Origin of the sequence: Alkalicoccobacillus murimartini, from assembly GCF_030813245.1 — a bacterium.
Lineage (GTDB): Bacteria > Bacillota > Bacilli > Bacillales > Bacillaceae_D > Alkalicoccobacillus > Alkalicoccobacillus murimartini.
The window spans coordinates 802,219-822,506 of record NZ_JAUSUA010000002.1; the positions used below are offsets into that span (position 1 = coordinate 802,219).

Sequence of the window (20,288 nt, forward strand, 5' to 3'; positions counted from 1 at the left end):
CTTCTACTCAATTAGATGATCATCTTTACACGGTAATCGTAGCATAAGCCTCTAATTTTGAAAACGGTTTAAAAAATACCAATAATATTAACAAACGTTGATATATAAAGGTTTACAACGATTATTTCACAGATTGGTATGGTAAATATCGAAATTACGCACATAAAATCTAACCAAATTGACTGGGTAAAAACGGTATGCTTTAATCAAATTAATTAAGAATATCATTTAGTATTTCAATATAGTATAAACTCATTCGAGCGTTTCCATCATTCGAATGTAAAGGAGTATGTATAATGAAGCCTAATCTGATTACAAATGTAGAAGCGTTTGTAACAAATCCACAGCGACATAATTTAGTTGTTGTTAAAGTTGAAACAAGTGAAGGTGTAACTGGTTACGGATGTGCAACCTTTCAACAAAGACCCCTACCTGTTCAGATGGTCGTTGAAGAGTACCTAAAACCTCTTTTACTAAATCGAAACGCACATGATATTGAAGACCTATGGCAAATGATGATGGTAAATTCCTATTGGAGAAACGGCCCTATCTTAAATAATGCCATTGCAGGAGTAGATATGGCCCTTTGGGATATTAAAGCAAAGCTAGCCAACATGCCTCTATATCAATTATTTGGAGGGAAATCTAAAAGCGCGATCGCGACGTATAGTCATGCGGATGGATTAACTCTAGATGAACTGTTTGCAAATGTGGACAAGCTTATTCAACGTGGTTTTAAACACATACGATGTCAGCTTGGACTGTATGGCGGTAAAAACCATGACATGCATCTGCCCCACACATTAATGGAGGGCGAATACTACGATCCAGACATCTATGTTAAAGATGTAGTACGCATGTTCAAAGCATTGCGAGAAAATTATGGATATGACATTCATTTTCTACATGATGTACATGAGCGTCTATCACCTAACCAAGCCATTCAGCTCGCCAAAGATTTAGAGCCCTATAAGCTATTTTTCTTGGAAGACATCCTTCCACCTAACCAAAATGAATGGTTAACACAGTTAAGAAGCCAGTGTACAACTCCTATTGCCACAGGAGAGTTGTTTAACAATCCAATGGAGTGGAAGGAACTCATTGTAAACAGAAAAATTGATTATATTCGCTGTCACGTCTCACAAATTGGCGGGATCACACCAGCTCTGAAGTTAGCAGCCCTATGTGATGCATTTGGTGTACAAATTGCATGGCATGGCCCGTCTGATATGACGCCAATTGGGGTAGCTGTGAATACTCACCTGAATATTCACCTTCATAATGCAGCCATTCAAGAGGTGCAAGAACCGGGAGAGACCATCAAAAAGATGTTCCCACACTCTGTGGAAGTAGAAAGTGGATATATTTATCCGATTGAACGAATTGGTATTGGCGTTGATTTTGACGAAGAGTTGGCAACAGAATATCCTGTTGTCTATCGAAAACACGAATGGACACAATCAAGAGTGCCAAACGGAACAATTCATACACCATAATAAAAAGAGCCTATTCCCAATACAGCAGCATCAGCTGACTTTTGGGAACGGCTCTTTTTTGATAGAATAAAATAAACGAATTGTAACCTGATATAGAGGGGTAACTATGACTAAAACTGAGTTTGTTTCGGATGATCTCCTTAGCAAGATCTATCAAAATAAATATCAACCTGGCGAAAAGCTTCCGACCGAAAGAGATCTTGCCGAACAGTATCAGGTCTCTCGCTATACGATTCGTCACGCCATTAAAAAGCTTCTTAACATAGGCTGCGTTCGTGTCATCCAAGGCTCAGGTATTTTTGTGACGGATACAAAATATAAAAGTCCTCTCATTTATAACTCCTTAACTGAGAAGAAATTTAATGAAATCGAGTCGAAAATTATTCATCTAAAAAAAGTCGAAGCTAATCCTTCACTTGAAAAAACATTTGATCTAAAAAACCAAGAACTTTGGGAGTATAAGCGAATTCGAATAGTAGATTACCAAAAGGTACAAATAGAGACATCTCTACTTCCCTATCAATTATTCCCTGATCTCAATGAACAAATCTTAGCTAAGTCTGTTCATAACTACGTACAACAGTGCGGTTACCAGATCTCTCATTTCATCACAACCTATAGTGCCGTTTCTGTTACTAAAGAAGACGCAGCTCTGCTGAACTGTAAAAAGGGTCTACCTGCGATGAAAATTATGAATCGAGGCATTTTAAGTGATGGTCGCGTATTCGAATACAGCGAACTCATTAATCTTGATTACACCGTTTCCTATTTCACACCATTTAACAGTCATAACCACCAGCAAAGGTTGGAGTAAAAGACACTATGATAAAACCGATCGCACCCTATTTGTTCAGCTATTGAGGTAGATTCACTATTTTTTCTGTTGGTGTTCTCTTTCTTCTATGTACTCCCTGATGATTACGCCCAGTTTAGATGAATCAATCCCTCTTTGCACGGCTTTTTCTATTACAATAAATAGAAGAAACAAAGTAACTATTACCGAAACAATAAAAAAGATGACGTTCATTTCAAGCACCTCCATAAGGGTCTAGTGAGTACAGTATAATGATAATCAAGGAAGAAATTCAATAAAATCACACTCACTTCCTGAACAAAAAACCGAAGCATTATGCTCATTAAACAGCACAATGCTTCGGTTTTTATGATGTCATCCCACTACCCTTGTTGCTCTTCCCCACGCCCGCCTCGCGCTAGAAATGTAAAGGATAGAAAAGCTGCCGCACTCATAACAAATATAATTAATCCCATTGGCACGGCGGTTTCTTCACCAGCAATACCTACTAGTGGTGCAGTTGCTGCTCCGATTCCGAATGGAAGTAAGCCAAGTAAGGCGGAAGCACTTCCTGCCTGCTCTCCTTTGGTTTCCATTGCCAATGCAAACGAAGTCGTCCCAACCATACCGATCATTGATACAAAGAAGAAGATCGGAATCACAATCGAAATAAGTGGCCCACCAATTAATGTCATCATAAATAAAAATCCACTTGCGATGACTGCGATGATGAGACCCACACGTAAAAATACTCTCTCTGGTACAATACCTGCATAACGCCCTACTAAGTGCGTACCTAAGATAATGCCCAAACCATTTACTCCGAACAGAATGCTAAAAGTCTGTGGGCTTACCTCATAGATATTTTGATAAACAAATGGTGTACCTGATACATAGGCGAAGATTCCACCAGTCATTAATCCTTGAGTCAAAGCAAGACCCATAAAGAGTCGATCTTTTAATAACCCTTTGAACGTTCGTAAGGTTTCACCTATCGAGCTTGGTCTGCGTTTCTCTTCCGGAAGCGTTTCTTTCAGCTTAATTGCCACGGCAGTAATGATAAGAATCCCTAAGATACCGAGCACGATAAACACCCAGTCCCATGTTGCGCCAGGCACAAGCAAAACAGCCGCTCCAAAAACAGGCGCCATGATAGGGAATAATCCATTGATTAACATAAGCAGTGAAAAGAATTTCGTTAATTCACGACCACTAAATAAATCACGGACAACCGCTCGTGAAATGACAATGCCTGCCGCAGCCGTAAACCCTTGTAAAAACCTACCTAGGATAAAAAAGTAAATATTTGGTGCAAATGCACAGGCAAATGACGCAAGGACATACAACGCAATAAAGAGAAGCAACGGTCGCTTCCGCCCTCGCGAGTCACTTAGAGGACCAATCACAAGCTGACCAGCTGCTAATCCCAGAAGACAGGCCGTTAAGCTAAGCTGCACTAACGAAGCCGATGTGTTTAGACTTCTTGTAATATCAGGAAAACTCGGTAAGTACATATCAATAGTGAGTGGTCCAAATGCTGCCAGCATACCTAAAAGAAAAGCTAGGCCCAATCGTTTTTTTCCAGTTACTTGTTGCTCCAACATAACCCCTACTCTCCAAAAAATAATCTATCTATTTATATCTGTTGATTATTCATTCTTTGATGATACAATTTAATAAACCCACTTAATAAAGTCATTTTATTAAGTAGACATTATCTATAAACTAGTATAAACGAGAATGCATACTTAATCATATTTTAAAATTTAATGAGAGGTTGTTGTTCACTATGCGTTATGTATCTTTGACTTCATGGAGTTTAAATCGACTTCTCGGTCCATTGTATTGGTCGAAGTGGAATCAACAAAAAAAAGACATTGAGACTTTCATTGATGAACAGCCTGAGATTCATAGCTTGCTTGATTTACCTGCGTTATTAGCTGAAAAAGGCTTTCAAGCTATGGAAATCATTCATCCGCACGTTCCTTCTACAGACACAGAGTACCTTAAGAAGCTACATAAAGCTACCCAAAAAGCCGGAATTCGTTTTTATAATCTGTTAATCGATTATGGCGACATCACAAACGAAGACCCTGTTCGACGCAAACGAGATATGGATTTTATAAAAAGCTGGATTGATATCGCTTCCAAAGTTGGTGCGGAGAATGTACGTGTGATAGGAGGAGATGCAAAGCCGGACGATAAAAAGGCTTTACAACTTGCCGCGCTTCAGCTGATGGAATTATGTGCGTATGCCAAGAAAAAGGGTGTAGGTGTTTTAACAGAGAATTTTCATTCCTTAACCTCCACATCAGAGAATTGCTTATTTTTGTATGAGCAGACGGATATCACTGGTTTAATCAGTGATTTTGGAAACTTTAGTGGCCCTTCAAAATTTCAGTCACTTAGTGAAACCATCCCAAATAGTACATCCATTCATGTAAAGGCTCTTAGTAATAAAGATGGAAGTATAAATAAATCTGAACTTCTGCAATGCTTAGATCTAGTTGAGCAAGCCAACTATGATGGACCGTTAACGATTGTATATGATGGACCCAATGACATGTGGCAAGGTATTGAAGAAGTCAAAGAGATCGTGCAGAGATACATTATATGAATGGAAATATCGTAAAAGAGCTCAACTTAAATAAAGTACGCGGTATCTTACAGAAGCATGGAATAGCAACAAAACCTCAACTTGCAGAAGCCACAAGTCTAAGTGTTGTCACGATTAACTCTCTTGTAAAAGAGCTCTTGGCTCGAGGTGAAGTGTATGAAGACAAAACCGTGCCTTCAAATGGCGGGCGTCCTGCTCTAACGTACCGATTTAACTATAATTACAGCTTGGCTTTAGTTTTACTCTTTAATGAGAACCATTGGAAGGATGAGGTTGTTGCTTCAATTGTTAACTTGAATGGTGACACATTAAAAAGAGAAGAGCATCAAATTCCTGTATTTGACTTACACCATTTTGAGCAGATTATTGCCGAACTCATAAACGCGTATCCTGCTGTAAAAATGATCGGGATTGGGATTCCAGGCCAAGTAGTAAATGGAGAAATCACCGTAAGCAGTCATGAAACATTAAAGGGCATACGAATGGCTGATTCGATTCAAGAAACATTCGGTCTGCCTGTTTTGATTGAAAATGATGTAAATGCGGCAGTCAGTGGCTACTTTGCTTCAGAAGATAAGGGACAAAGTGACTGCGTTATCGGCATTTACTTCCCAGATAAGTACCCACCTGGTGTTGGCATTCATTTAAACGGATCCGTAGTAAAAGGGAGAAACGGCATGGCTGGAGAGATTAAATTTCTTCCTATGGATGTTGACTGGACGGGGCATTGGAACCCAACAGAATTTATCAAGGTCACATGTCATGTTATTCAGACTCTGAACGCTGTCTTGGCTCCTGATAAAATTGTTTTTTATCAAAACGTCGTATCTGATGAGGAGTGGATCTCTTCTTGGAACACCTATCAAAATGAACATGAGATGGCATCTGTCCCACAAGTGATCTTGTCTCGTTCTTTTTCAAAAGATTTTCATGAGGGGATACAAGCACTTGCTTTAGAAGAGTTGAATCCTCCCATTATAAAATAAACAAACTCACCGGGGGATTATATGAGAAAACTCATTTGGATGGCCTGCTTTGCCTACCTACTTACAGGCTTTGGTCACATCATCATAGGCTCTGTCCTTGAACCAATGATTCGTCACTATGAACTAAGTTATAGTGACGGTGGTCAGCTCATTATGAATCAATTTTTAGGATTTTTAGTGGGTGTACTGCTCGCTCCTTTTATTGTTAAACGTATTGGGAGAAGAGCGATTCTATTACTTGCCCTATCACTTTTTGCCGTATCTCAACTTGCATTATTTTTCCTAATCCCATGGGAGATCCTCTTAATCATTATCCCGTTTGGTGGAGCTGGATTCGGTATGATTGAGACAGTTTTAGCCGGAATGATTATTGGGAAGCTTAAAGAAAAGAAAGCCTCCATTATGGTGCTAACAGAGGTGTTTTTTGGTGTCGGTGCACTTGTCATACCTGCTCTTGCTGCCTTTTTTATAGCACGTGGCGAGTGGAATATGATTTTTGTGGTCGTTAGTCTTATTGTATTCACTTGCTTACTCTTATGGATGTTTCTACGGTTCGATGAGTATGAGCCTTTATTTAAAAAGGAGCTTGTCGACAAAGACGCACCAGCTCCAATCAAGCTATCATACCCAAAAGTCACCTGGCCTTTAATCGTACTGGGTTCATTCTTTTTCTTTTTATATGTTGGTGTGGAGATGACATTCCCTAATTATCTACCATCGATTTTGTCAATGACATCGGATCTCACACCTGCCATTTTAGCTATAAGCATTACTGTCTTTTGGGGAGCCATGACCATTGGACGCTTCATCATGTTTTTTACAATAGAGAGGATTGGGATCAGTCGATTATTTGTAATCACCGTTATTGGTCAGTTGGTTACACTTGGATTGTTTGCGGCTTCTCCCCATTACATCATCAGTTTTATTGTGATCTTCTTCGCAGGATTGTTGATGGGAGGAATCTTCTCACTAGGATTACTTGTCCTAAATGAAGGCATTCCCGGTTTAGAAGATCGAACAACAAGCTTACTCATCGCAATGGGTGGATTAGGCGGGGCTTTTTTACCAAGACTGACAGGAAGTTTGCTTGATCAATATCCCGTCGAAGTAACTCTTTGGACGTTATTTGGATTTTCTGTAATAATGGCTATTCTTATGCTTTTAATCTTTGGTTTTAGAAAACGACTTATTGAAAAGGGAGAACAAGATGAAATCTGAAAAAGAGAAAATGCTAGCAGGAGAACGATATAATCCTCAGGATCAAGAGCTACAAGTAGAACACGATGAAGCTCGAAAGCTCGCTCGTCAATTTAATCATGCAACCGAGCCAGAAGAGCGAACAAAACTCATTAAAACATTGTTTGGTACGACCGGACAGGCGTTACATATTGAAGGAAGCTTTCAATGTGATTATGGCTATAACATTCATGTTGGAGAGAATTTCTTTGCTAATTTTGACTGTGTCTTTTTAGATGTATGCGAAATAAAAATTGGAGACAACTGTATGCTTGCACCAGGCGTCCATATTTATACAGCGACCCATCCACTTGATCCGATTGAACGAGTTTCGGGTCTGGAATACGGGAAACCCGTCTCTATTGGACATAACGTCTGGATAGGTGGTCGAGCCATTATCAATCCAGGTGTCACCATTGGCAATAATGTTGTCGTAGCTTCAGGAGCCGTAGTCACAAAGGATGTGCCTGACAATGCTGTGGTTGGCGGGAATCCAGCGAAATTGATTAAGATGATTGAAAATGAGTAGATTCCTTAAGATTCTTTCATTTTATGGAAGCATCCCCTGGTAACGCATTCAAAAATTTTAAAAAAGGGTTTACATTTTCGGAATGACGGTGTACGATGCAGGTATCAACACCATTGTTGATTCCGGAAAACAACAATACCAATAATTAAATACACATGGCGTGTTACTGATAATGCAGGCAAGGCCTAGATAGAAGAGAACTTTGTTTAACCAAACAAAGCTCCTACTCTATCTAGGTCTTTTTTTATGGCTATTATCAGGAAATGCTCACATTCGCTAAGGAGAAAAATAGATGAATTATAAACAATTAGCTTCACAGATCCTTGATGCAGTTGGTGGTTCAGACAATATAAATAATGTATATCACTGTTCTACAAGGCTTCGATTTACATTAAACAACGCGGACCATGCAGATAAACAAAAAATCGAATTAATCGATGGGGTTTTAAATGTCATTAAAAATGGGGCGCAACTTCAAGTGATTGTTGGCAGTAATGTGAGCTATGTTTTCCGAGAGCTTCAGGAAATGGCTAACATCTCTGAAAAGGATCCCTCAAACCACTCTGAGACAGAGCAAAAAAAGAAGTTTGGAATCGGTCCCTTCTTCGATTTGATTGCTGGTATATTCCAACCGATCGTTCCTGTCATTGCGGGTGCGGGGATGATGAAAGTCCTGCTTGTATTATTAACGATGACTGGGGTTCTTACGAAAGATGGACAAACACATGTCATTCTTTCAAATATAGCGGATGCTGGGTTTTATTTCTTACCTATATTAATTGCCTATTCTTCCGCCATAAAATTTAAAGTCAGTCCACCGCTGGCTATTGTTGCTAGTGCAGTTCTGTTGCATCCTAATATGACTGCTCTATTCACTACAGGAGATCCACTTTCCTTATTTAGCATTCCTTTAACACCAGCTAATTATGGAGGGCAAGTGGTTCCAATCATTCTTATTGTATGGTTTATGTCCTACGTTAGTAAGTTTGCCGATAAGGTTTCTCCTGGTCCTGTGAAGATTTTCTTGAGTCCTTTAATCGTCATTGCCATAACTGGACCTATTGCTTTGCTTGGGTTAGGGCCCATCGGCGTATTCCTTGGAAACGGCTTAACACAAGGAATTTTAGCCATTCAAACAAGTGTTGGTTTTATTGCCATTGTTATATTAGCAGTCTTGATGCCAATCATCGTATCTCTAGGTATTCATAAAGTATTTATTCCAGTGATGATATCTTCTATCGCAAATCCTGGTTACGACATGCTTATTCTAGTTGCACACCTTTGCTCAAACTTTGCTCAAAGTGCTGCATCATTTGCAGTTTCTATAAAATCTAAAAATAAACGGATGAAGCAAATCTCTCTATCATCTGGTATTACAGCTTCTTTCGGTATCACTGAACCTGCAATATACGGTGTAACAATGAAATTAAAGAAACCTTTATATGCAGCGATGGTTGGTGCTGGGGTTGCTGCTGTTTTCGCCGGATTAATGAATTTAAAAGCATATGTAGCTGTTGGTCCTGGACTTGCCTCCCTTCCTATGTTTATTGGAGAAGGATCTAACTTTGTTATTGCTTTAATTACGTTGGTTATCTCGTTTGTTGTAACATTTATTATGGTCTTTGTGATCGGGTTCAATGATCCAGAATCAGAGAATACGGACGACAAATCAATAGCCGAACCTATACAAAATGGGAATGTTGCGAATGATAATAAAATTGGACGTTCAGTAATCTCTGCGCCAATGAACTCGGAGACCTTGTCACTTAGTGAGGTAAACGATGATGTGTTTGCACAAGAGATGATGGGAAAAGGGATTGCCTTTACAACAGAGGAATCTACTCTAACTTCTCCTGTAAATGGAACGATTGCAGCTTTATATGATAGCAAACATGCTATAGGAATTGTCTCTGATGATGGTGTTGAGCTCCTTATCCACATCGGAATTGATACTGTCACTATGAAAGGTGAAGGCTTCGAAGCTCTTGTTAACAAAGGTGACCGCGTTAGTATCGGCGACAAATTGATTGAATTTGATTCTAAGGCTATTACAGCAAGAGGTTTAGATCCAACCATCATGCTGATTGTCACGAATACACAAGAATACGAAATTGTTGAATCGTTAAAGTATGGAAAGGTTACACAAGGAGAGGCAATATTATCAGTTATTAAAGGAGAAGATAAATCATGACTACTACTAACGGATTTCCTGAAGGGTTTTATTGGGGCGGTGCTACCGCTGCAAACCAAGTGGAAGGAGCATGGCTAGAAGACGGTAAAGGTGTTAGCACTCTTGATATGTACACTGGTGGTTCTCTTCATCAAAAACGCCGAATTACATTAGAACTAGATTCTGAAGAACGATATCCTACACATGAGGCAATTGACTTCTATCATCATTATAAAGAAGATATTAAGCTCTTTGCTGAGATGGGTTTTAAAATGTTTCGGTTATCAATCAACTGGACACGGATCTTTCCAAATGGTGATGAGAAGGAACCAAACGAAGCAGGTTTAGAATTTTATGATCGTGTGTTTGAAGAATTGCAAAAATACGGCATTGAACCACTTGTTACAATTGCTCATTACGAGTTTCCTTTCCATCTCTCAAAAACTATTAACGGATGGGCTAGCAGAGAGATGATTGATCATTATGTTCGTTACTCAGAGGTTCTCTTTAATAGATACAAGGACATCGTAAAATATTGGATTCCTTTTAATGAAATGAATTGCTTAACCCTTTCGCAAAAGGCGTATCAAGCTGGCGGGATTATTTATGATGAATCTGGAGAATTGATAAATCTAACTAAAGACAATGCAGAACTCCGTTTCCAAGCACTTCATCATCAATTCATTGCCAATGCACTGATTGTGAAAAAAGGTAGAGAAATCAATCCAGATTTTCAATTCGGATCAATGATTACACATTTAACATTCTATCCTTTAACCTGCAATCCTGCAGATATCATCCTTGCAACAAGAGAGATGCAGATGAAAGTGTATTATTGTGCGGATGTTCTCCATAGAGGAAAGTACCCATCCTATGCCGACCACTTCTTTAAAGAAGAAGGTATTACCATCAAAAAAGAAGCCGGTGATGACCTTCTCTTAAAGGAGAACACGGTTGACTACTGTTCATTCAGCTATTATATGTCTGTATGTGTAAGTGCAGATCCTAATCAAGAACAAACGGGAGGAAATCTACTCGGCGGAGTTAAGAACCCTTACCTTGTAGAGAGTGAATGGAAGTGGCAAATCGACCCAATCGGTTTACGTTATACACTTCACACTTTAAATGACAGATATCAAGTCCCTCTTATGATTGTAGAGAATGGTTTAGGCGCTTCGGATGAACGAAATGAAGATGGTGAAATTCATGACGACTATCGGATTGATTATTTCAAAAGCCATCTGAGCGAAATGAAACAGGCCATTAAAGAAGGGGTTCCTCTAATCGCCTATACTAGTTGGGCGTGCATTGATTCCGTTTCTCTTGGAACTGGTGAAATGAAAAAACGTTACGGATTTATTTATGTAGATAAACAAGATGATGGAACTGGCAGTATGAAACGCATTAAGAAAAAATCCTTTGATTGGTACAAGCAAGTGATTAAAACAAATGGTGCAGATATTTAAAGTAGGTAGGGACCTGTTATTTTGGGTCCCTTTAAAAGAAAGGGAATAACTGTTATGAGGGTAATAAAAATTCTAAATAACAACCTTGTTTTTGCTGAAAATGAACTCAAAGAAGACGTAATCCTAATGGGAAAAGCCATTGGTTATAATAATAAAGTCGGTAATATCATTTCTCCTGAAAACATAGAAAAGTTATATGTTTTGGAGGATCAATCTGTTTCAAAAGAGCTAGTGAAGCTTATGGAAGAGACTCCTCCAGAGTACTTATTACTAACACGATCTATTGTTGATATGGCCGAAAAGCAACTAGAGAAAAAGTTATTTGAGTCCATCTATATTACACTTACAGATCACTTGCACTTAGCGGTCATTCGAAACGAATCCGGTGTTATGATTCAAAATCGTCTTCTTTGGGAAGTCAGAAAATTTTACCCACAAGAATTTGAGATTGGTCTAAAGGCACTTAAAAAGATCAACGAAAAGCTTGATATTCATCTGCCTGAGGCTGAAGCAGGTAACATCGCTTTTCACATCGTTAATGCCCAAAGTTACGAAGGGAAAATTGAAGATCTAATTTTTATGACCAATTTGGTTAAGGATGTCCTAAAGATCATTAACCATCATTACTCAATTGAGCTTGATACAGATTCTCTTAACTATTCAAGATTTGTGACACATCTACAATTTCTAGCTCAAAGACTGTTAGACAGTCGACCTCTGCACTCTGATGATCATTTTTTATATGACAATATAAAGGCTACCTTTACAAGGGAATTTGATTGTACATTAGTCATAAAATCATATATCGAGAAAATCAGTAAGGTGAAGATGACAAGAGAAGAAGAGATCTACTTAACGATTCATCTTAATCGTTTGCTTCAATAAAAGGTTCTATCCTCTTTTATTTAATTGAGGATAGAGCCTTTCATTATGGATAGGGCTCTAAGCTTTAAAAAATGGTATCCTTACCTAAAGCAAAGAACTTACATCAGATAGGAGAGATTTCAATGAAACTATGTAATATAGAGCGAAATGGAGTTCTTCAGCTCGGTGTATATCATAATGATAAAATTGTTGACCTATCCAGAGCAGTAAAGCAGCATGCAAATGCCAATATCCCGACATCCATTAGCGAATGTATTGGAGATTCAGGGAAATACCTCCCTCACATTAAAGAATATATTCATTCGCTTGGTGATTCAGGTCCATACTACCTGAATGAAGAAGATTGCTTGTTTGGGCCTGTCCTTTCAAATCCAGAAAAAATCATCTGCGTTGGCCTTAATTATCGTCGCCATGCGGATGAAACAGGTGCTGCCTATCCAGAGGTACCCATACTCTTTAACAAATTTAATAATTCATTAACTGGCCATGGGCATGATATTGCCATACCGCCTATGACAGAGGAGCTCGACTATGAAGTAGAGCTTGCAATTGTAATAGGCAAAACCGCAACCCGAGTGTCTGAAGATGAGGCGCTAGATTATGTGCTTGGTTATACAACAGCAAATGATCTTTCTGCCCGAGACCTACAGATGAAAACATCCCAGTGGTTATTAGGCAAAACGTGTGATGATTTCTGTCCAATTGGGCCGTACCTAGTCACAGCCGACGAAATTAATGATCCGCAAAATTTATCTCTTCAAACAGAAGTAAATGGGGAGACCAGACAAGAATCAAATACCTCAGACATGATTTTCTCATGCAAACAAATTATCAGCTATATCTCCCATCACTTCACTCTTAAACCAGGTGATGTGATCCTTACGGGAACTCCTGAAGGGGTCGTTCTGGGCTTACCAAAGGACGCTAGAGTATATTTGAAGTCTGGAGATTCTGTCTCAGTCAGTATTGAGAAGATTGGAACGTGTACCAACAAGATTATATAAGCTAGATGCTTTGCCCTTCCAGATCCCATACATCTAGGAGGGCTTTTATCATTATATTTTCCCAATATCTTGCTTCATGTAATGTGCTAAGCTCAATTTATAACGAAGATAAGGAGTGAAGCCTATTCGTATGACATAAATCGAATACAGAGATGCTGTGTAACTTGTGGTAGCTGTCTGTCGCCCTTTCCGTATTTAAAAATAAAATAGGCGAAAGTAGGGATGAGCGTTGAAGTCATTCTTTTCCGTGTTCACTGCAATGGTGTTAGTATTTGGTTTGTTTACTGCTCCAGTCGAAGCCGAAAATGAAAGCGCTAACATTACGAATGCTAATTTTGACATGCAGGGATTTGCCACTCTTAACGGCGGTACAACTGGTGGTGCTGGTGGTACAACCGTGACCGTTACAACAGGAGCTCAGTTGATTACAGCCTTAAAAAACAAACCAAGCAATACACCTCTGACGATTTATGTGAATGGCACGATTACTCCATCCAATACATCCGCAAGCAAAATTGACATCAAGGACGTAAATGATGTTTCCATATTAGGTGTAGGAACAAATGGTGAGTTTAATGGTATTGGCATTAAAGTTTGGCGTGCCAATAATATCATCATTAGAAACCTGAAAATACACCATGTAAACACCGGTGACAAAGATGCCATCAGCATTGAGGGACCTTCCAAAAATATTTGGGTAGATCACAATGAGCTTTATAACAGCTTAGATGTTCATAAAGACTATTACGATGGTCTTTTTGATGTCAAAAGAGATGCCGACTACATTACTTTCTCTTGGAACTATGTTCATGATAGCTGGAAAAGCATGTTGATGGGATCGTCTGATTCCGATTCTTTTAATAGAAAAATCACTTTCCACAATAACTATTTTGAGAACTTGAATTCTCGTGTCCCTTCTGTGCGCTTTGGTGAAGCCCATATTTTCAGTAACTACTACAGCAATATCATTGAAACAGGGATTAATTCAAGGATGGGAGCCCAAGTTCGTATTGAAGAGAATGTATTTGAGAATGCTCGTAATCCAATCACTAGTCGCGATAGCAGACAAGTAGGGTATTGGCATTTAATCAATAATACGTTTAGTCAATCTACAGGAGACATTCCTACCTCTTCTACTACAACCTATAACCCGCCTTACAACTACCAAGTTACACCTGTAAGTCAGGTTAAGAATCTTGTACAAGAAAATGCCGGAGTAGGAAAGGTTTCACCATAATATAAGCTCTAAAAAAATAAAGCCGTTCTCCCTTTGATTTCGCATAAAGGAGGACGGCTTTTTATCGATTCGTTAAATTCTATATGATCATTTTTCCCAACACTTGATCGGAGTGGCACCTGAATCACATTCTTTTATATACAAGATGCCCCCGGCAAAAAGTAAGCAGCACCTCATTATGTTCATTCAGAATCACGATATCTGCATCTTTTCCGACTGCTATACTGCCCTTACGATGACTGACATGTAACTGTTTTGCCGGATTAAGAGACGCCATTTTAATCGCGTCCTCTAAGGAACATCCTGTATAGGAAATCATATTTCTAATCGCTTGATCCATTCGTAGGACACTGCCAGCAAGAGTTCCATCCGGAAGAATTGCCGTTCCATCCTTCACCTGAACGTTCTGACCGCCAAGATCATACGTCCCCTCTTCTAATCCCTTTGCACGAATTGAATCCGTAATGAGAATGATCTGTTCAGCTGTTTTTTGCATGAAAGTTAGTTTTACAATGCTCGGATGCACGTGTTTACCATCTGCGATAAGTTCTGCTTTTAACTCATCCGTTAAAAAACAAGCTCCTACTACGCCTGGTTCACGATGATGTAGACCTCTCATTTGATTAAATAAGTGCGTTACCTGCTTTGCGCCTGCTTGAATAGACATCTCTACTTCATCAAAATTTGCATTTGAATGTCCAATTGAAGCAATAATACCTTGTTTCTCTAAATATCTGATTAACTCGATCCCGCCTGTTTGTTCTGGAGCTAATGTAACCAGTTTAATTTGCTGTTTCGCTATCTGCTGCCACTTTTGAAATAAGGGGATATCCGAGGGGATAATATGTTGCTTCGGTTGTGCACCTGCCATAACGGGATTGATGAAGGGGCCTTCCAAATGGATACCAAGCACTTCGGCTCCATTGGCCTTTTTTTGCTGAAGGATGTACTCTCCAGCCTGCTCCAGACTCTTAGTAATAGTTTCGACACGTTGAGTCATTGTCGTGGCTAAAAAACTTGTTGTTCCCTCTTGCGTTAGCATTCGCGCCATTGTATCGAATGAATCCCTCTTACCGTCCATCGTGTCTGCTCCACCTGCACCATGTGTATGGATATCTATAAAACCTGGAACTGCTTTTACATGCTGGTGTAGGTTGAAATCAACTAGTTCGTAAGGTAATTCAGGCGCTTCAAACTGATTCATCGGTCCAAAGGATTGAATCGAGTCACCAGCTAAGACAAGATAACCTTCCTCTATTAACTGGTTTTCTGTGTATAGGTCAACGTTTATTATGGCCGTGACTTGTTCCATATAAGCCTCCATAAATCTAGTGGTATATACCGGTTGTATCACTTGGTGTTTTTATAGTCAAACCATTAAAAGAATGTTAGAAAATCTCTGTTTCCCAATAACGGCCTGTACTCTAAATGGTACGGTTATCAGATCTTAAAAATGGAGAGGGGAACATCATGAATACAAAAAGTACGATTTTTAGCATCGTTTGTATGAGCACACTGGCACTATTCATCTATCATCCTTCAACGGCAGCAGCAGAATCCATTCCATTTCCATTAAACAAAGATAACTCGTATAAGCTAGACGGAGATCATTTTCTTCCTTCTTCACTTGATACGATTACGTGGGGGCATTTACCAAACCGAAACTCAGAACCAGTCATGGAGATCACTTCAGGGGAAACTCTCACCGTTGATACGGTATCGCATGAAGGTATATTAGACGATCAAGGTAGGAATCCGATCGAGTATTTTGGTGAACATGGAGTAAGTGAGGACGAGATTCTTGAAGAAGCAAAAACCATTGCAGACTCAGATATTGATCACGACTTTGATAACCATGGACCTCATGTTGTTACAGGACCAGTTGCAATAGAAGGTGCCGAACCAGGCGATGTGTTAAAAGTCGAGATTCTTTCTCTAACACCACGCGTTCCATATGGAGTCATCTCAAACCGTCATTATAAGGGAGCACTGCCTGAAGAATTTCCTGAAAATGACGGACCTGAAGAAGGCGCAAGTGCTGACAACCCTGAATTATATAATAATGTTTCACTATTTACTCCAATTGAATACATAGATGGACAATGGTTTGGTCAAATTCTAGGTGAAGATGTTCAATTCCCGATTGATCCTTTTATGGGCATGATGGGTGTTGCAACCGACACAGAGGATGACGTTCACTCAGTCCCTCCCACTCATACTGGAGGTAATATTGACATTAATGATCTGACAGAAGGTTCTACACTGTATCTACCAATCGAAGTGGCTGGTGGACTTTTCTACACCGGTGATCCTCATTTTGCCCAAGGGGATGGCGAGGTAGCCTTAACTGCCTTAGAAGCATCTCTACGTACAACCTTCCGTCTCACAGTCTTAAAAAATGGTGACGAGTCCATTCCTGGCAACGCCTCCGAATTCACACATCCATTCGGAGAAACAGATGACTTTTGGATTCCAATAGGACTAGACGAAGATTTGAACGAAGCCATGAAGGATGCTACAAGAAGGTCCATTAATTTCCTTGAAGATGAATTAGGAATGGACCGGGCAAAAGCCTATGCTTATCTAAGTGCAGCCACCGACTATGAAGTCTCTCAAGTGGTTGACCAGACAAAAGGTATACATGGAATGATTAGAAAGGCTGATTTTGAAAATAAACTAGCCAGTTTGGACTCCAGCCAATCTGAGGATTCAGAGGGTGGCGCTCTACCAGATACCGCAACCAACACAACAATCTGGCTACTTTTTGGATCGGGACTTCTATTAGTGGGGATTGCCTTTTACTATTTTACAATCAGACGAAAAGCTTCGATGAAATGATCACAATGATAAATAGCAAAAAGCTCGTTCGATTTGAGCGGGCTTTTTTGTGTGAGGATACGCATGGTTTAGTTTGGTTTCTGAGCGCTTTTTGAATTTTTGCGCGTTGCACCTCGGTTTTCGCGTATTTTTCATTTTTTTGCGCTTCGCACCTCCATTTCCGCGCATGTTTCGTTTTTTCCGCGCATCTCACCTCCATTTCCGCGCATTTTCAATTTTTTCGCGCACCGCACCTCCATTTCCGCGCATTTTCATTTTCCTACGCATCTCGCCTCAGTTTCTCAAACGGAAAAATACAATAATCAATAAAAACACAGTGGCGAACAGTGGCCACTGTGTTTTTATGTATGAAAATTTATACTGGTATTAACGGTGTAAAGACCTCATAGTGAATACATTCTCTTGATACTCCAGCTTGGTGCAAGTATTCCTCCATTTCATTCACAAATGAAACCGGACCACAAATGTAGAATTGCTGAGGTTTGTCATGTACGATTTTTTTCAGATAATTAGAGGTTATTAACGCTTCTTCCCCACGCTCCGTATAGCGAAAATCGTACTCAAAAGAAGAATGTTCAACACCTAGCTTCTCCACTTCTTCTTGAAAAACATGAGTGCTCTCATTCCTCGTAGCATGGATAAATTGAACAGCACGTTCTGGCTGAACCTGTAATGCTCCTTTTAACATACTCAATAATGGAGTTACGCCAATACCTGCGCTAAGCAACACGAGTTCACTATCAGAGTTTAGATCCATGGTAAATTCTCCAGCCGGAGCTGTTAACTCAACAACCGCACCTTCTTCCACTTGATGATGCATATATTCCGACACAGTTCCTTCTCGTTTAATCGATAAGCGAAAATAACCCTTGCCCGGCATGTCAGATAAGCTGTATTGGCGTAGGTGAGTATACTCATCATTGTCATTGTAGCCTTTCACTGTGACATACTGCCCAGGCAGAAAATCAGGAAGTGTTTGATCATCCTCAGGTACTAAGTAAAAGGACGTCACTACGTCGCTTTCCTTTTGTTTCTTCTTCACGATAAAACGTCTGTAACCTTCCCATCCTCCTTTTGCAGATTGAGCTTCCAGATACATCTCTTTCTCAACAGACATAAAGATATCTGCGATGATTCCATATGCCACTTCCCATGCTTTTAGCAATTCATCAGTCGCAGCATCACCAAGAGTTTCCTTGATAGCATGTAGTAAATGATGACCGACAATGGGGTAATGCTCTGGCTTCACCTGTAGACTGCGATGTTTTTGAGCGATTTGTCTCACTACTGGAAGAAGCGACTGTAAGTTTTCAATATTTGCGGCAGCTGCATAAAGTGTATTAGCCAATGCCTGTTGCTGTTTCGATTGCTTTTGATTCGATTGATTAAACATGTTTAATAATTCAGGATGTGCTTTGAATAAATTAGCATAGAAACATTTTGTGATGGTTGTTCCATGCTCAGCAAGAACGGGAACACTCGCTTTAATTAATTCAATTTGATTTGACGACAAAGAGTTTGACATAACTCCGTTCACCTCTTCTTTTAAAGTTGTATTTAGAATACAACTTAAGTTTACTAGGTAATGAATGGTAAACAAGAGGACAACCAAACCCTTCACAAAATCGAGATATCTTTAAGAATAAAGAATGAAAATCCCTATGTTATACTACTAACATCTTACTCTTACAAAGAAAGGTGTGATTTTTATTCAATTAACCAATTACACCGACTATGCATTAAGGACCCTTCTCTATGTTGGCAGCCTTTCACCAGACGATCGGGCGCAAGTTAAAGACATTGCGGGTGCCTATCAATTATCCCTTAATCATCTCCAAAAGATTGTTTATGACTTAGGAAAACAAGGATTATTAAATACAACGAGAGGCAAAAACGGTGGAGTTTCATTAGCTGTAAAGCCAGAAGATATTAATATAGGAGAACTTGTACGTTCACTAGAGGATTTCGGAATCGTTGAATGCTTTACGAATAAGGACAATTGTTTAATTAGTTGCTCTTGCAAACTAAAGTCTGTCCTTTTCCAAGCCAAATCAGCCTTTATTGCGGTGCTAGACCAATACACATTAGCCCATTTACTCGAGAATAAGAATGAATTGTATATGTTATTTAAAGAAGGCCAAACAAAGTAAGGGGAAGGTGCAATGTCTGTGTCCACACCTTCCACCATTACTTATAATAACCAGGTGTCGCATCATGGCCACCTTTACTCGACATACCATCTCTTCGAATTTCATAAGACCAGTGCCACGATCCTTCATCTTCACCCTTCTCCCACATTTCTCTGAACGTCACAAGATAGATTTCGTCTTCTGTTTCTTCTACTGTTACTTCTTGCCTTACATCATATCCATTTATCTCACCTGTCCACGCACCTTCTTCTGTCGGAAAATGGTCATAGTCGACACTTCGAGCGTCATGAGCCGCGAGAATGGCTTCTTCTTTTGTAAAAGGTGGTCGATCCGGAGACATCATCGCGAACACAAGAGTTATACCCGCAACTAAAACAATAGGAGTAGCAAGTGTCACACTTTTTCTAGGAATCTTCTTCTTAGGCTGCTTTAACCAAAGATCTATTAACCCAAAAATGAGGGCTACTCCACCGCCAACAAATGTACCCGCTCCAAGAGTAAATAAACCAAATGCTAGTCCAAACATGACGTGTAGGCATAGATAGAGTGAAGGAGATATCTTTGTTCGTTTTGTATGAATTAACTCTAGTACAGTCGAGACCAAACCACCATATACAAAGATAACAGCACCACTATATATGAAACAGACGAGAAACCATCCAAAAAAAGATGACCCTAATTCATGTGGTAGGCTCTTGCTTTCTGCCAGTGTGAACCCGTATGCAAGAATGATAGACACTATACTTGTTGAAAAAAAGGCAGCTAATAGCTTGCGAATGATCCAGTTTTTCTGCATATCATTTCCCCCTTCCTTTCTTCCATTTTTCTTTATCCTAACACATGTGAAACATTGAGCAAAGGAGGGCGAATAAGTGAGCGTA

17 protein-coding genes are annotated in these 20,288 nt (G+C 39.5%); 13 read left to right on the top strand and 4 right to left on the bottom strand.

What is annotated here, in order from left to right:
- The first annotated feature begins 296 nt into the window (after nucleotides 1-296).
- On the top strand, nucleotides 297-1,496 hold the full coding sequence (locus tag J2S05_RS10360; protein ID WP_306982486.1) for an enolase C-terminal domain-like protein: 1,200 nt from the start codon (nucleotides 297-299) through the stop codon (nucleotides 1,494-1,496).
- A gap of 106 nt (nucleotides 1,497-1,602) precedes the next feature.
- Entirely contained in the window at nucleotides 1,603-2,310 is a 708-nt protein-coding gene (locus J2S05_RS10365; RefSeq protein WP_306982488.1) for a GntR family transcriptional regulator, read from the top strand.
- 362 nt (nucleotides 2,311-2,672) lie between these two features.
- On the opposite strand, the gene J2S05_RS10370 is transcribed toward J2S05_RS10365, so the two are convergent.
- The gene (locus J2S05_RS10370; protein ID WP_306982490.1) at nucleotides 2,673-3,893 is read right to left on the bottom strand and encodes a multidrug effflux MFS transporter; all 1,221 of its coding nucleotides are present in this window, start codon (nucleotides 3,891-3,893) and stop codon (nucleotides 2,673-2,675) included.
- Nucleotides 3,894-4,078: 185 nt separating this feature from the next.
- On the opposite strand from J2S05_RS10370, the gene J2S05_RS10375 reads away from it, so the two are divergent.
- The 9 genes from J2S05_RS10375 (at nucleotide 4,079) to J2S05_RS10415 (ending at nucleotide 14,419) form a co-directional block, all read left to right on the top strand.
- The gene (locus J2S05_RS10375; protein ID WP_306982492.1) at nucleotides 4,079-4,906 is read left to right on the top strand and encodes a sugar phosphate isomerase/epimerase family protein; all 828 of its coding nucleotides are present in this window, start codon (nucleotides 4,079-4,081) and stop codon (nucleotides 4,904-4,906) included.
- The gene (locus J2S05_RS10380) at nucleotides 4,903-5,892 is read left to right on the top strand and encodes an ROK family protein (RefSeq protein ID WP_306982493.1); all 990 of its coding nucleotides are present in this window, start codon (nucleotides 4,903-4,905) and stop codon (nucleotides 5,890-5,892) included. The genes J2S05_RS10375 and J2S05_RS10380 overlap by 4 nt, the downstream gene beginning before the upstream one ends.
- A gap of 21 nt (nucleotides 5,893-5,913) precedes the next feature.
- Nucleotides 5,914-7,110, top strand: coding sequence for an MFS transporter (locus tag J2S05_RS10385; RefSeq protein WP_306982495.1), 1,197 nt, complete (start codon nucleotides 5,914-5,916; stop codon nucleotides 7,108-7,110).
- Nucleotides 7,100-7,657 carry a maltose acetyltransferase domain-containing protein gene (locus J2S05_RS10390; RefSeq protein WP_306982497.1) on the top strand — a complete coding sequence of 186 codons (558 nt, stop codon included), beginning with the start codon at nucleotides 7,100-7,102 and terminating at the stop codon, nucleotides 7,655-7,657. The genes J2S05_RS10385 and J2S05_RS10390 overlap by 11 nt, the downstream gene beginning before the upstream one ends.
- A gap of 292 nt (nucleotides 7,658-7,949) precedes the next feature.
- Nucleotides 7,950-9,848 carry a beta-glucoside-specific PTS transporter subunit IIABC gene (locus tag J2S05_RS10395; protein WP_306982499.1) on the top strand — a complete coding sequence of 633 codons (1,899 nt, stop codon included), beginning with the start codon at nucleotides 7,950-7,952 and terminating at the stop codon, nucleotides 9,846-9,848.
- The gene (locus tag J2S05_RS10400; RefSeq protein ID WP_306982500.1) at nucleotides 9,845-11,293 is read left to right on the top strand and encodes a glycoside hydrolase family 1 protein; all 1,449 of its coding nucleotides are present in this window, start codon (nucleotides 9,845-9,847) and stop codon (nucleotides 11,291-11,293) included. Before J2S05_RS10395 ends, J2S05_RS10400 begins: the two co-directional genes overlap by 4 nt.
- Before the next feature lie 54 nt (nucleotides 11,294-11,347).
- Complete coding sequence (licT, locus tag J2S05_RS10405) at nucleotides 11,348-12,178, top strand: BglG family transcription antiterminator LicT (RefSeq protein ID WP_306982503.1); 831 nt, start codon at nucleotides 11,348-11,350, stop codon at nucleotides 12,176-12,178.
- A 122-nt stretch (nucleotides 12,179-12,300) separates the two neighbouring features.
- Nucleotides 12,301-13,182, top strand: a complete 882-nt coding sequence (locus J2S05_RS10410) for a fumarylacetoacetate hydrolase family protein (RefSeq protein WP_306982506.1) — start codon at nucleotides 12,301-12,303, stop codon at nucleotides 13,180-13,182.
- 259 nt (nucleotides 13,183-13,441) lie between these two features.
- Nucleotides 13,442-14,419, top strand: a complete 978-nt coding sequence (locus J2S05_RS10415) for a pectate lyase family protein (protein WP_306982681.1) — start codon at nucleotides 13,442-13,444, stop codon at nucleotides 14,417-14,419.
- Nucleotides 14,420-14,543: 124 nt separating this feature from the next.
- Here the strand turns inward: J2S05_RS10415 and nagA are convergent, their stop codons facing one another.
- Nucleotides 14,544-15,731, bottom strand: a complete 1,188-nt coding sequence (nagA, locus tag J2S05_RS10420) for an N-acetylglucosamine-6-phosphate deacetylase (protein WP_306982508.1) — start codon at nucleotides 15,729-15,731, stop codon at nucleotides 14,544-14,546.
- Nucleotides 15,732-15,889: 158 nt separating this feature from the next.
- Between nagA and J2S05_RS10425 the strand changes: the two genes are divergently transcribed.
- The gene (locus J2S05_RS10425; protein WP_306982510.1) at nucleotides 15,890-17,257 is read left to right on the top strand and encodes an acetamidase/formamidase family protein; all 1,368 of its coding nucleotides are present in this window, start codon (nucleotides 15,890-15,892) and stop codon (nucleotides 17,255-17,257) included.
- Between the two features lie 355 nt (nucleotides 17,258-17,612).
- On the opposite strand, the gene hmpA is transcribed toward J2S05_RS10425, so the two are convergent.
- On the bottom strand, nucleotides 17,613-18,782 hold the full coding sequence (gene hmpA, locus J2S05_RS10430; RefSeq protein ID WP_306982511.1) for an NO-inducible flavohemoprotein: 1,170 nt from the start codon (nucleotides 18,780-18,782) through the stop codon (nucleotides 17,613-17,615).
- Between the two features lie 175 nt (nucleotides 18,783-18,957).
- On the opposite strand from hmpA, the gene J2S05_RS10435 reads away from it, so the two are divergent.
- Complete coding sequence (locus J2S05_RS10435) at nucleotides 18,958-19,407, top strand: Rrf2 family transcriptional regulator (protein WP_370873627.1); 450 nt, start codon at nucleotides 18,958-18,960, stop codon at nucleotides 19,405-19,407.
- A 37-nt stretch (nucleotides 19,408-19,444) separates the two neighbouring features.
- On the opposite strand, the gene J2S05_RS10440 is transcribed toward J2S05_RS10435, so the two are convergent.
- Nucleotides 19,445-20,203, bottom strand: coding sequence for a hypothetical protein (locus J2S05_RS10440; protein ID WP_306982513.1), 759 nt, complete (start codon nucleotides 20,201-20,203; stop codon nucleotides 19,445-19,447).
- Nucleotides 20,204-20,288: the final 85 nt, after the last annotated feature.